Genomic DNA, 13,323 nt, shown 5'->3' with positions numbered 1-13,323 from the left:
ACGGATTTAATGGTTGATGGGGCACCTTCACCCCATCAATCTGATACCACCCTCAGATGGTTGATAGATCGACTCCGTAGTTGAGTTCCTCTGCGAAGTCCGGCAGTCCGTAACCGATGGTTTTCTTGTAGAAAGGAGAGACCTTCGCAGTCGGTGCCTTCTTCTTGTGCTTCGTGGTGTAGAGCATTCGTGCCCGCATCACCTCGAAGGAGTAACCGCGCCCTTCACGGTTCTTGTCCTTGGCCAGTCGGTTGATGGACTCCGTGTAAGCGTTGGTGACGGGCATGTCCGTCTCGAAGTAGGTCATGGTCTCTTCGCGCCAGTTTCCCACTGCCCTGACCAGATCGCTCCAGACTTCCTTTTGGCCCTTCGGGATGGTGGCTATCCACTCGTCCAGGGCGGCTTCTGCCTGGAGCCGTGTGGTGGCGTCCCAGATGCCGTAGAAGCGCTCCTTGTGCTCGTAGGCGGCCAGCAGTTGCGGGAACGCGCCTGTCCAGGTCTCCATGATGAGGCGCTCCCGGTCTGAGACTTCGTGAGCGCGTTTCAGCAGGATTTTCCGGTCTCCCTTGAGAGTCCGGCTCTGGGACGGTTTCAGCTCCTTTCTGAGGCCCTTGCGCACTCTCTCTAGGGCATCGTTGGCCATGCGCACCACATGGAACTTATCGACCACGATACGGGCCTGGGGCAGCACAGCCTTGACCGCTGCCCGGTAGGGGTTCCACATGTCCATGCTGACGATCTCGACCTTCTGCCGGTCTTTCAGCTTCATCAGGTAGTTGGTCACCACGTCCTGGCGGCGGGTGGCCAGCAGGTCGAGCAGGGTTCGCTCCTCAATGTTGGTCAGAATGCAGCGGTAGCGCTTGTTCAGGTATAGCTCGTCAATGCCCAGGATGCGGGGCGTCTCGAAGCGGTGCCAGCGCCCCAGGAACTCGGCGCGGGCGTTGAAGATGTCGCGCACCGTCTTCTCGTCCAGGCCGGTCTGTGCCGCCACAAAGGTGTAGGGGTGGTTGAAGGATTCCTTCTCCACGTACTCATGCAGCCGCAGTGTCATACGGAATCCGTCCACCATCTCCGGTAGCTGGGGCCTGAATGTTGTCTTGCAGGCCCGGCAGGTGTATCGGCGGCGGACCACCCAGAGAGTGACCCGCTTGCCGTGGATGGGCAGATCACGATAGGGAACGTCACGCTTGCCGAACCGTACGAACTCACCCTGCACGCCGCATTCCTCGCAGGCGATGGGATCGGGCACGTCCACCTGGAAGTGCATTTCGTCGTCGGTTGATTTGCAGCCCAGTACTTGGTATTGCGGCAGGTGAAGGATGTTGTCGGGAAGTTCGGTCATGGTGTTGTATAGGCGTAGGTGTCAGTCAGATCCATCCGGCTCGGCATTGGTGTTTGCTTTTTTACCCAACAAGCTGCTGGAAACGAAAAGTAAGGCACCGAGGACAATTGCAATATCAGCCAGGTTGAAGGCCGGCCAATGCCAGTCTCGCCAATAGAAATCAAAGGAATCCACAACATAGCCGCGAAAGACCCGGTCAATCAGGTTGCCCATGGCGCCACCGAGGATAAGACTGTAAGCGATGGCTTCTCCTTTATGACGATTTTCAAGGATCAGCTTGATCAGAAAAATCGAGACCACTACCGCGATTCCGATAAAAAAGTAGCGCTGCCAGCCTCCACCATTCGCAAAAAGACTGAATGCGGCACCGGTGTTCCATAGGTGCACCCAGTTAAAGAACGGGGTCACCGAAACATACTCGCCATAGGCCATTGATTGCTGCACCAGCCACTTTACAGCCTGATCAGACGCTGCCAGCAGGCCCGATATGGACAATAGGGCATACGGCGAGAGCTTTTTGCCAATAATGAGCATTATTTAACCCTTCAACGCCAAAATGCGTCTGGCACCGTTAAGTACAATGCCCCCCGCGATGGTGCCGATAATCAGATCCGGATAATTGGAACCGGTCCACGCGACCAGGGCGCCGGCGGTGATGACCCCCAGGTTGATCACCACGTCGTTGGCCGAGAATATCCAGCTTGCCTTCATGTGCGCCCCGCCTTCCCGATGTTTGGATATGAGCAGCAGACAACTGGTATTGGCAATCAATGCGACGAATGCGATAGCCATCATCACCAGCGATTCAGGCTCACTACCGAATACAAAGCGTCTCACCACCTCTACGAGCACGCCCACAGCCAAGATCAGTTGCAGTACACCAGCAAGATGCGCGGCACGTACCTGCATTTTCACGCTATGTCCAACCGCATAAAGGGCAAGCCCGTACACCGCCGCATCGGCAAAATTGTCCAGGGATTCTCCAATCAGGCCGGTGGACTGGGCGATCAGACCGGCAGTCATTTCCACCACGAACAGAAGTGCATTGATGCCGAGCAACCAGCGCAGGGTCCCGGATTCTTGCTTAGCAGAAGCTGCCGAAAACTCGGCGGCCTTGATGGTCTCCGGATTTGCAGCGACGGTTTCCTGAAGCGAGGCGCCTAGCCCCAAGGTCTTCAGTTTCGAGGTGACGGGCTCGACCTCGCCGTCATGCACGACCTTCAGCCGGCGGTTCGACAAGTCGAAGGACAGCGCCCGAATCTCCTCAAAGCCGTTCAGGGCTAGGCGAATCATTCGTTCTTCTGATGGACAGTCCATCTTCGGCACGGCATAAACACTGACCCATCTCCCTGGCGCCTCGGAGGAGGCCTGTATATCGGTATCCGCTGCGGACGTTGCATCACCGCCACAGGCGCCACCACAGGATTTGCTCATGATACGACTCCACTTGAACAATGTTGTGGTACCATTTAAAACTATAAAGCTACTATAAGGTCAATAGAGTAAAGAATCCGTTGGGGAGGAGGCTGATGCGCATTGGTCAGTTGGCGCAGTTGGTAGGGGTCGAAACACAGACGATCCGCTTCTATGAACAGCAGGGCTTGTTGCCGCCGCCTGATCGGCAGGACAACGGTTACCGTGTCTATACCGAGAAGCATGGTGAGGGGCTGGCCTTCATCCGTCGCTGCAGAATCCTGGGCCTGTCACTGGCTGAGATTCACGAACTACAGAGCTATCAGGACGACCCTCATCAGCCTTGTACCGCCGTCAACGCCTTGCTCGATGATCACATCTCTCATGTGCGGTCGCAGATAACCGCTCTGCAAGCGCTTGAGAAACAACTCGTTTCACTGAGAGCGAGTTGCAACGATGACCGGGAAGTTGAGGCGTGTGGGGTTCTTGCTGGAATTAGCGAAGGAAACATGCACCAGCAGTAGGTGAAGCATCAACCAGATAATCCGATGAGATGCCGGTCTGTCTCACTCTCATGCAAAGGTAAGATCAACCATTTAATCCGCTTACCCGAATTTAGATGCTTGTTTATACTACTTGATGGCTATAGCCGATTTCCAGATAAGCTTCTGCACAAATCTCTTGCCACCTTTAGAAAATAAGGGTATCCGGAACCTAGTGTGTAATTCCACTTCAGCCTACAGGTGTCACGTAGTCCGTAAACCGGAATTGCGTGTGTGATACCTCTGTCGTATCATCGAGTTTCTAAACCGGAACTAAGTGTGTATTCTGTCGTCAGAATTCGCACGTAGTCGAAGGCTCGACGAACGACTGGCCAGGAGTGGAAAACATGGCGATTAGTCAGGCACGCATTATCGAATCCATGGAGCAGGCCTGCTCCAACCCTAATCCGGATGAGTTCATTTTCTCCTTCCTTGATGCTTACGGATTTCCGAAGAGCACCATAACCCGCCTACGCAAAGGTGACGATAGCCGGAACGTTGCCAGCGGTGATGACATTGGACTGAAGAAGAAACTCTACTTCCGATCTGTTCCAGAGGGGACTGATTTAAATGCTGAAGCCGACTCGCTCAAGGCAAGCGAAGTAGTATCACGGAACGATATCCGTTTTGTCATCGTCACTGACTTCAAGAGCCTGGTTGCCGTCGACCTCAAGGCAGAAGAACGCCTTGAAACCACGATGGATGATCTCGACAAGCAGTATGCCTTCTTTCTCCCGCTGGCCGGGTACGAGAAAGCGGTCATGTACTCAGAGCATCCAGCTGACGTTAAAGCCTCTGAAAAGATGGGGCGGCTGTTTGATTTGATCCGTGAGCGCAATGACCTCTCGAAGCCTGAGGACATTCACGCGCTCAACGTTTTCCTTACCCGCCTCTTGTTCTGCTTTTACGCCGAAGACACCGGCATCTTCGCTCAGGGTCAGATGACATCTGCCATTCAGTCAACGACACAGGAAGATGGCTCTGATGTCGACCAATTCTTCTCAGAACTCTTCACTGTATTAAACCTTGAAGATGACGCGCCTGAACGAAAAGCCATGGCAGCTCACTTCCAGGAGTTCCCTTACGTCAATGGTGGCCTCTTTGAGGCGGATGAGCCCATTCCAGAATTTGGAAGAAAAGCTCGACGGCTTTTGATTGATTGCGGGAACATGGACTGGTCTGAGATCAACCCGGACATTTTTGGCTCGATGTTCCAGGCAGTCATTGATGAAGAGCAGCGGGGCGACCTGGGACAGCATTACACCTCTGTATCCAACATCATGAAGGTGATCCAGCCTCTCTTCCTCGACAAACTTTATACCGAGCTTGAGAAGAGTCGGAAGAACGAACGAAAATTGAAGGAGCTACTTCTGCGCCTCCAGAATCTGCGCATCTTTGATCCGGCTTGCGGATCAGGAAATTTCCTGATCATTGCTTACAAAGAGTTGCGAAAGCTGGAAATGGAAATCATCGACGCTCTGAACACTGTGTCGGACCAAACTGAAATGTACTACTCCGGGATTAAGCTGTCCCAGTTCCATGGTATCGAAATTGATGACTTTGCGCATGAAGTCGCCGTTTTGTCTCTCTGGCTAGCAGAGCACCAGATGAATATGGCTTTTAAGGAAAAATTTGGCTATGCAGAAGCTTCACTTCCTCTTAAAGATTCTGGCCATATTGTTTGCGGGAACGCGCTCAGTCTAAACTGGGATAACGTCTGTTCACCATCGGATGGGAAAGGCAACCCTTTCGAGGTTTATATTTGTGGAAACCCACCATTTTTAGGGCATGGCACCAGATCAAAAGAACAGATTTCTGACATGCAAACTGTTCTTTCGCATGTAAAAACATACAAGCTTTTAGATTTCGTTGCCTGTTGGTTCTGGAAAGGCAGTTTATATGTTGAAAAATATAATGCGGAACTATCTCTAGTTGGTACCAGCTCTATATGCCAAGGTCAGCAAGTGGATTTATTGTGGACTCCTATACTTAAAAAGGGAATAAGATTGCATTTTGCCCACAAGAGTTTCTCGTGGAGTAACAATGCAAAGGATAAGGCTGCCGTCCATGTTGTCGTAGTAGGTCTAAGCGCAAAAGCAAAGGAAGTAAATCTGTACGAAAAATATAAGTCCGACACCATAAAAAAGGAGGTCGAAAACATATCTCCATATCTCCTAGATGGGGGCAATACGGTTGTATCAATCCGTGAGAGCCAAATATCAGGCTCCCCCAAAATGATATTTGGAAATATGCCAAACGAAGGGGGGAACCTTATTCTTACCGGAGAAGAAAGGGCTCAGCTTATTGGCGAGAACCCGGAATCAGCCGCATGGATGAAGAAACTGGTTGGCGCTAAAGAATTTTTACAGGGCGGCGAGAGATGGTGCTTGTGGCTGACCGGAGCAACCAAAAATGACATCGATCGTTTTCCGAGCATCCGTTCCCGAGTAGATAGGGTTAGGGAAAAAAGGCTTGCAAGTAAGGACGCAGGGACCAGAAAGTTGGCAGAGAGACCGCACGAATTTAGAGACTTAAATAACCCGGACTCCTTCATGATTATCCCTTCGGTATCATCAGAGCGAAGAAAATATGTACCTATAGGACTATTTGGTTCGGATGTAATATCCACCAATCTTAACCTGATTATCCCCGGCGCGGGACTTTATGAATTCGGAATCCTAACATCCGAAATGCACAACGACTGGATGCGCACCGTGGCAGGACGTTTGGAGAGTCGCTACCGCTATTCTGCCACCCTCGTCTACAACACATTCCCGTGGCCAGAAATTAACGACCAACAACGAAAGACAATCGAAGAACTCGCCGAGGAAGTTCTTCTTGTTCGTGAGGATTACCCTGACAAATCCTTATCCAAACTTTATGACCCGAAAGAAATGCCGGAGCCACTTCGGGAAGCTCATAAGGCCTTGGATCGCGCTGTCGAAAAACTTTACCGTGACAAACCATTTCGAGACGCAACCGAACGTTTGGAGCATTTGTTTGCCCGGTACGAAAAATTGATTGCCGAGGAAAAAGAAAAAGCACCAGCCAAGAAAACAGCCAAAGGGAGTAATTGATCATGGCAGATCTGATGACGGTCCAGTACAAGCAAACCGGCAAGAGTTCAAACCTGAACGAATTGGGTATGCGGGAAATGCAGGCTCGGGCGTATGAAGCGCGTGACGCCCAGTACCTACTTTTGAAAGCGCCTCCAGCCTCCGGGAAATCGCGAGCCCTGATGTTTCTTGGATTGGACAAATTGCACCATCAGGGGCTCAAAAAAGTCATCGTGGCCGTGCCTGAAATGTCCATCGGGGGTTCCTTCAAGGATACAGATCTCACGAGTGCTGGTTTCTTTGCCGACTGGAAGGTGCAGCCCAGCTACAACCTTTGCGTACCTGGCGGGGAGGACCGCAAGGTCAAGGCGTTTATCCGCTTCATGTCTGATACGGACGCAGACGTTTTGATCTGCACCCATGCAACCCTGCGGTACGCCTATAAGGAATTGGCTCCCTCTAACTTCAACGACATCCTGCTGGCGATCGATGAATTCCATCATACCTCTGCGGACGGTGAAAACCGGCTTGGCGCACTTATTGATGGCGTCATGGCGGGCTCCAACGCCCACATCGTAGCAATGACGGGTTCGTACTTCCGAGGCGACGCCGTTCCGATTCTCCTACCAGAGGACGAAGAGAAGTTTACGCAGGTCACCTACTCCTACTATGAACAGCTCAATGGCTACAGGTATCTGAAGTCACTTGGCATCGGCTATCACTTCTACACAGGTCGGTACCTGGATGCTGTGCATGAGGTGCTGGACACCTCGAAGAAGACGATTGTTCATATTCCAAACGTCAACGCGGTCGAGTCCACGAAGGACAAGTATTCTGAGGTCGATTACATTCTCGACGCTATCGGCGATGTCGTCGAGAAGGATATGAAGACCGGTATTATTACCGTGAAGGACCAGTCCGGCCGGCTTTTGAAGGTTGCCGATCTGGTTGATGACAACCCTCTCCGGATAGAGGTTCAGAACTACCTCAGGAACGTGTCCAAAGCAGACGACATGGATATCATCATTGCACTGGGGATGGCGAAGGAAGGCTTTGACTGGCCTTGGTGCGAGCATGTTCTGACTATTGGTTATCGCTCCTCGCTCACGGAAATCATCCAGATCATCGGTCGCGCTACTCGCGACTCAGAAGGCAAATCACACGCCCAATTCACCAACTTGATTGCCCAACCAGATGCAGAGGATGACGACGTCAAAACGTCGGTCAACAACATGCTCAAGGCCATCACCGTTTCGCTGTTGATGGAGCAGGTCTTGGCACCCGCAGTGAACTTCAAGCCGAGGTCTCGGATACGGCCGGGCGAAGAAGTCGACCCTGGCACTGTGGTCATCGAAGACACCACATCGCCTGTCTCCGACAAGGTCATGAAGGCCCTGGAGAACATGGACAACATCAAAGCCGCCATCCTTCAAAAGCCTGAAGTCATTGCACCAGCTGTGACAGGCGATGATGACCCAGAAGTTATGGAGCAAGTAGAGATTCCAAAGGTCGTGGAAACGCTTTACCCAGATATGGATGACAGTGAGATAAGCACTGTCTCAGAAGCCGTACACGCTTCCATGGCCATCCAGTCTACCGGAGGGCTGTTCGATGAATCTGACCTGCCTGAAGGCGCTCAGATCATGACTCCTGAAGGGGTTCAAGAAGAATCGCCGGATTATCAGACAGGCACAGATAAGCCATCGAAAACCAACGCTGGTGCTGGGAACGATGAGTCCAAAACCAATCGCAAGTTTGTTCTTATTGGGAATAAATTCGTCAATATCGAGAACCTGAATGTCGATCTGATTCGTCAGGTGAACCCCTTCCAGGGTGCCTACGAGATTCTCTCAAAATCCGTGACGCCCTCGGTGCTGAAGACCATTCAGGACACCGTGGTTGGTATGAGGTCACAGATGTCTGAAGAAGAGGCCGTTATCCTCTGGCCGCGAATCAATGAGTTCCGCAAGGAGAAAGGCCGAGAGCCTTCTGTGACGGCTAGTGAGCCGTATGAGCGCCGTTTGGCGGATGCACTGGCTTACATTAAGAGAAAGGCTCAGGAGCGTAAGACGCAGGCACAGACGTCGTAAGGAGGATATGGCATGCCACCGATCAATCACAACAGACGAAAAGCCTCGGCTCGGCCTTCACTGGACGACATATTTGCTGGCCCGGATGAGTTCGGTCTTCTTGACGTCGAGGCCAAGAAATCAAGCTCGGGTGCGCCTCTTGAGGTGTCTCGATTTGAAGAGATCAGCGCGTTCGTCGATCAGCAGGGGAAAGCTCCGCAGGCTGATAGTGCTGACCTACAGGAAAAGCTTTTCGCCCGGAGATTAAAGAGCTACACGGAGAAGGAAGATCTGTTGTCAGCTCTAAAACCATACGACCGTCATAACCTGCTACCCGAGCCCGTACTGGCTTCGAATCAGGAGGTCACCGCACATGATGAGAGGCCCTCTCGCGCCTCTACCGAACCGGGTGAGCCATCGTCGAAGACAGACGTGAGCCAGGCTGAAAACGTCACATCGCTTGATGACATTTTTGCGAGCGAGGCATTCTCAGAGTTTGATCAAGGAGAAGATTCCCTCTTTGACCCGGTTCATGTCTCATTCGAGAAAAGCCGAGAGGAGCCAGATGAGATAGCTCAGCGGCGTGTTTGCCAGGACTTCTATGCATTTGAGCCAATATTTAGGGATCTGCACGAGAAGCTGAAAACTGGCGATGTAAAAGCGGCTCGCTTCCAGCAGGCCTCACAAGTTCAGCCGGGTGATGCCTTCATACTTGAAGGCGTCATGTGTCTAGTGGATGAGGTTGGCGAGTACCGAGAAGATAACCAGGGACGATACGACCCACGCTTGCGTATCATTTTCGAGAATGGAACGGAGTCCAATCATCTCTTGCAGTCCCTGGCAAAACGCCTCTACCAGGAGCCCACTGGCCGGAGAATTATCCGTGATGCTGAGTCGGTCGTCGACGCCTTCAACAATGTGAACCACAAGGATAAGCGGGCGGGACAAATCTATTTCGTTACGACGTTGAGCGATAAGCCCGCACTTCGTGAAATCCCGAATCTACTGAAAATTGGTTATACCGAGCTGACCGTGGACGAGCGGACAAAAAATGCGGAACGGGACACCGCTTTCCTTGAGGCACCCGTCAAGAAGCTCGCCTCAATAGAGTGCTACAACTTGAACCCGAACAAGTTTGAGACCCTCATCCACGGGTTCCTGCACGCCCAGCGAATCAAGATGACGCTCACCGGGAGAGACGGGAAAGAATATCACCCGCGGGAGTGGTTCTCTGTTCCGCTGGATACTGCCCGCGAAGTCGTGAAGCGAATTATTGATGGAAGTATCGTTCAGTACCGTATGGATAACACCACCGGGCGATTGGTGAAGAAAAAGGTATGAGCGATGCGCCAATTTGACCTGCTAAACATGGATACCCTCCAATCCAGCAACTTGATTGATGAGGGTGATCACTACGTCATCGAGGTTGATGGTCAGGGTATCCCTGGGCGATGCCCACATTGCCAGGCTGAGGGTCCGTATAGACACGGTACTCAGCAACAGCACTACATCGATACCCCGATGCATGGAAAGCCCGTACTGCTCCGCGTGGACCGAGCTCGCTTCCGATGCAAAAGTTGTGGGAAGACCTTTTTCTCAAACCTGCCAGACATCGACCCGAAACGGAAAGCCTCCACCCGGTTCATAAAATACGTCGAGCAGGAGTCGATGAAGAAAACCTTCGCAATGATTTCACGCGAGGCTGGCATTGATGAAAAGACGATCAAGAATATCTTCGAAGACTACGTCCACCGGCTTGGAAAAGAGATCAAGTTTGAAACGCCGGAGTTTCTGGGGATTGATGAGCTGAAGATCATTGGCGAATACCGGTGCATGATCACCAACGTGAACGAGCTTGCTGTCTACGACTTGCTGCCCAACCGTCGGAAAACCGACCTTATGACTTACTTCAAGGCTATGCCTGATAAGCACAAGGTAAAGGTCGTGACGATGGATATGTGGCGCACCTACAAGGATGTCGTGAACGCGCAGTTACCAGGTCGCGATATTGTGGTGGATCGCTGGCATGTCATCCGCATGGCCAATGAGGCTCTGGAGGCCGTGCGAAAACAAATTCGTAAAGGCCTCAACACTCGACAGAGGCTGAAGCTGAAAGACGACCGCTTTATCCTTTTGGAGAGGGAGCACAATCTGTCGCTTGATCAGCGCGAAAAAATGCAGTCCTGGTTCGATCTTCATCCAGAACTGGCTATGGCTTATGAGGCGAAGGAGAACTTCCATAACATCTACTCGTGCCGCAACAAGGCTGAGGCGCAGGAGTTTGCGAGGGTATGGATGAGATCGCTGCCGCCTGCAATCGAGCCAGCCTTTGAGGCATCCCGCACAGCGTTATTGAACTGGTGGGGGGAGGTTTTCAACTTCTATGATCATCAGGTCACAAACGCCTATACTGAATCTGTGAATCGGCTGGCAAAGGACATTAACCGGATGGGACGCGGATACAGCTTTGAGGTCATGCGTGCTCGACTGATCTACGAGAAGCAAGCGCGTAAACCAACAACCAAGTTGAGAGGACGAAAGCCGAAAGGCAAACCTCAACAGGGGCCCCTATCGAGATCTGTTGGTCTGGAGAAAGTGCCCAGGACGGTTGAGTACGGTCCACATATCCCTACGCTTTGCGACCTGCTGGAAAGCGGCCACTTTTCCTGAGGTTTCTACATTGATACCGGAATTGAGGGAGAGAGAAAATCATCTGTTCCCACACTCAATTCCGGATACCCGAAAATAACTCCCGGATCATACTTGACCACCCGCAATTCTACATCCAATTTTAAGAAAACTGGCTCTAAGCACAATACATACAGGGCAAGTCCTCAACTATTATTCAAGGATAAAAGATAAGTGTTAGCCGCAGCAGTACTTGCAACAGGTTCTGCATTCGACAGCCACCCCAACACATCGGCCAACCGATACCGAACCGCTCGGCCACGCTTGACATATCGAGGCGCAGGTATGCCAAGCAGCATTCCGGTTACCCTCGCTTTTCGCGCCGTAGCCGGTTGGGCAGGTATCAGGTACGGAAATACTGAACGCTCTGGTAACTCTATTAACTCAGGGTCAAGCCCTGCTCTGTAGCGCTCCAGCGCGCTGGCTAAAACTTGATCATAGTCAGGGGCGGTACGAGCCATCCAAGCGTCTCCATGATAGTAAAGATGAGATTTTCCATCGTGGAAACTGGGGCGTGTGCTGCCTAATTGACTTAAAACTGAATTTTAAGCCTTTGACGATCATTTTTTACAAACTGCAACCCTGGCAATTCGATAACTATGGGCGAACACAGCAACTTACAGGGTCGTGGCCCTTTTACTTCACGCAAAAGAGGGCTCAGCGGCCCCTATTTCTTCAGGCAAGGGTCCGGCAGTCTGTCGAGCGAAGGTCTCAACGGCATCCCGAGAGTGATCAGGCCGTAGGTGGGCATAAAACTGAATGGTGGTTTGTATGTCCGAATGCGCCATCAGCTTCGAGACGGTCAGCAGGTCTATGCCCGCCATGACAAGCTGAGAGGCAAAGTTGTGTCTTAGGCTGTAGAGCTGAAGATCTTCAGGCAGCCCGGACAACTTGCGTACCGTCGCCCATGGCTTTTGCATCGCCGTCCTATCCATGCGCTTGCCATTACGCGATGAAGGGAATACAAAGCCGGTGGTCGGCTCACCTTGCTGCCGATTCCAGGTGGTGAGCACTTCCACAACAGCTGACGACAGTGGGAAGGTCATCGGGTCGGGATGATGATGCGCTGTCTTCTCGATAACCTTGCGAATGGTGCCGAACGTCAGATTGACGTGCTCCCAGCGCAGGCCGGTGATGTCACCGGGCCGAAAGCCGGTGTAGTACATGGTCAGAATCCATGGTTTGACGTGATCCACGAAGTCCACGCTGCCGAGATCGGGCAAGTACACCTTGCCATGGGCACGGCTGAGGCGACGCTGCTCGCGCTTTTTGTCCTGATACGCATTCAGTCCAGCGAACAGCGCCTCGACCTCCTCTTGCTCCAGATAGCGACGCTGGGCCGCCTGCTCAGCCATGTCGTCATCCGTCATGGCCGGCTTTTGCAGACTGATGCGTGTCAGCGGGTTGGCTGGTATCACCTTGCGCTCTGCAGCATGAGCCAACAGCGTTTTGAGCGCCCCAAGGCTACGCACGCTGGTACCGAATGCCTCGCCCTTGGCCTCACGCTTCCCCTGCCAGCGCTCTACATCAGAGCGGGTGAACGCGCTCATCGGAGTGTCGAGCCAGCCCTCGAACGCATGGCGGATGCGACGCAACGTAGCCTCACCGTCCTTTTTCCTGCGTTGCACGACGGTATAGGGCCCATCCAGATAGGCGCGAAGCGTCTGTTGCTGCTGACGTTCCTCCTCAGCCTTAGCTTCCTCCATGACACCGCGTGGGTCGCCCCCTTGGGCCACGATGGCCAATGCCTCGGTGGCATCCTTACGAGCTTGGGCAGCTGTCAGAGTGCCGTATCGTCCAATCGTGAGGATTCGCTGCCGTCCGGTCTTAGTGCGATAGTAGAGACGGAAGGTCAGGCCGCGCTTACTGGGCCGAATGTGGAAACCAGGTAGCTCAGTATCAAAGACGTTGTCGGGTGGAGGCGTCTTCGATAGTTGCTCCAGCGCCTTGGTTGTGAGCTTCTGCTTGCTGCTGCCGACCATGACAGGCTCCGCTTTCCAGGTAGCAAATAGGTAGCAGAAGCAGGATATATAGGGCATGCAAGAGCAACAAGCAGCAATCATTAAAAATATTACAAGTCATTGTTTTTATGTGATTAAAAGGGGATTCATGTTTCTATCGGTTTCTCGTGGTTTACCGCTAATACGCCTTCGGGAGGCAGAGGTCGTAGGTTCGAATCCTGCTACTCCGACCAAGATTCAGAAAAAGCCCAT

At 52.4% G+C, this 13,323-nt stretch carries 9 protein-coding genes; 5 read left to right on the top strand and 4 right to left on the bottom strand.

All coding sequences use genetic code 11. The features are described 5' to 3' along the window. Nucleotides 1–52: 52 nt before the first annotated feature. Genes SR908_RS09625 through SR908_RS09615 form a run of 3 tightly spaced genes read right to left on the bottom strand, consistent with a single transcriptional unit; the run spans nt 53 to nt 2,776 of the window. Nucleotides 53–1,342 (bottom strand): ISL3-like element ISPpu12 family transposase, encoded by a 1,290-nt coding sequence (locus tag SR908_RS09625; RefSeq protein ID WP_004574636.1) that lies wholly within the window; start codon nt 1,340–1,342, stop codon nt 53–55. Nucleotides 1,343–1,363: 21 nt separating this feature from the next. Next, the gene (lspA, locus tag SR908_RS09620) at nt 1,364–1,876 is read right to left on the bottom strand and encodes a signal peptidase II (RefSeq protein WP_004863699.1); all 513 of its coding nucleotides are present in this window, start codon (nt 1,874–1,876) and stop codon (nt 1,364–1,366) included. A gap of 3 nt (nt 1,877–1,879) precedes the next feature. After that, a complete protein-coding gene (locus tag SR908_RS09615; RefSeq protein ID WP_004574643.1) occupies nt 1,880–2,776 on the bottom strand; it encodes a cation transporter in 897 nt (298 codons plus the stop codon). A gap of 95 nt (nt 2,777–2,871) precedes the next feature. Between SR908_RS09615 and cadR the strand changes: the two genes are divergently transcribed. The 5 genes from cadR (at nt 2,872) to SR908_RS09590 (ending at nt 11,092) form a co-directional block, all read left to right on the top strand. Continuing rightward, nucleotides 2,872–3,279, top strand: coding sequence for a Cd(II)/Pb(II)-responsive transcriptional regulator (cadR, locus tag SR908_RS09610; RefSeq protein WP_004364961.1), 408 nt, complete (start codon nt 2,872–2,874; stop codon nt 3,277–3,279). A gap of 365 nt (nt 3,280–3,644) precedes the next feature. Then, nucleotides 3,645–6,374: a DNA methyltransferase gene (locus tag SR908_RS09605; RefSeq protein WP_246924523.1), complete on the top strand. Its 2,730-nt coding sequence runs from the start codon at nt 3,645–3,647 to the stop codon at nt 6,372–6,374. A gap of 2 nt (nt 6,375–6,376) precedes the next feature. After that, on the top strand, nt 6,377–8,443 hold the full coding sequence (locus tag SR908_RS09600; RefSeq protein ID WP_246924505.1) for a DEAD/DEAH box helicase: 2,067 nt from the start codon (nt 6,377–6,379) through the stop codon (nt 8,441–8,443). 12 nt (nt 8,444–8,455) lie between these two features. Then, nucleotides 8,456–9,763 (top strand): GIY-YIG nuclease family protein, encoded by a 1,308-nt coding sequence (locus SR908_RS09595; RefSeq protein ID WP_246924500.1) that lies wholly within the window; start codon nt 8,456–8,458, stop codon nt 9,761–9,763. Nucleotides 9,764–9,766: 3 nt separating this feature from the next. Next, nucleotides 9,767–11,092: an ISL3 family transposase gene (locus SR908_RS09590; RefSeq protein WP_246924497.1), complete on the top strand. Its 1,326-nt coding sequence runs from the start codon at nt 9,767–9,769 to the stop codon at nt 11,090–11,092. Between the two features lie 659 nt (nt 11,093–11,751). Here the strand turns inward: SR908_RS09590 and SR908_RS09585 are convergent. Further along, the gene (locus SR908_RS09585) at nt 11,752–13,092 is read right to left on the bottom strand and encodes a site-specific integrase (RefSeq protein ID WP_246924494.1); all 1,341 of its coding nucleotides are present in this window, start codon (nt 13,090–13,092) and stop codon (nt 11,752–11,754) included. Nucleotides 13,093–13,323 lie beyond the last annotated feature (231 nt).

Origin of the sequence: Chromohalobacter canadensis, from assembly GCF_034479555.1 — a bacterium.
Taxonomy (GTDB): Bacteria; Pseudomonadota; Gammaproteobacteria; order Pseudomonadales; family Halomonadaceae; genus Chromohalobacter; species Chromohalobacter canadensis.
The sequence above is the reverse complement of the archived record's forward strand: the minus strand, read 5'-3'. Positions and strand labels throughout refer to the sequence as shown.

Coding starts and splice junctions, on each gene's coding strand:
- SR908_RS09625 (WP_004574636.1), bottom strand. CDS start 1,342: ATGACCGAACTTCCCGACAACATCCTTCACCTGCCGCAATACCAAGTA.
- lspA (WP_004863699.1), bottom strand. CDS start 1,876: ATGCTCATTATTGGCAAAAAGCTCTCGCCGTATGCCCTATTGTCCATA.
- SR908_RS09615 (WP_004574643.1), bottom strand. CDS start 2,776: ATGAGCAAATCCTGTGGTGGCGCCTGTGGCGGTGATGCAACGTCCGCA.
- cadR (WP_004364961.1), top strand. CDS start 2,872: ATGCGCATTGGTCAGTTGGCGCAGTTGGTAGGGGTCGAAACACAGACG.
- SR908_RS09605 (WP_246924523.1), top strand. CDS start 3,645: ATGGCGATTAGTCAGGCACGCATTATCGAATCCATGGAGCAGGCCTGC.
- SR908_RS09600 (WP_246924505.1), top strand. CDS start 6,377: ATGGCAGATCTGATGACGGTCCAGTACAAGCAAACCGGCAAGAGTTCA.
- SR908_RS09595 (WP_246924500.1), top strand. CDS start 8,456: ATGCCACCGATCAATCACAACAGACGAAAAGCCTCGGCTCGGCCTTCA.
- SR908_RS09590 (WP_246924497.1), top strand. CDS start 9,767: ATGCGCCAATTTGACCTGCTAAACATGGATACCCTCCAATCCAGCAAC.
- SR908_RS09585 (WP_246924494.1), bottom strand. CDS start 13,092: ATGGTCGGCAGCAGCAAGCAGAAGCTCACAACCAAGGCGCTGGAGCAA.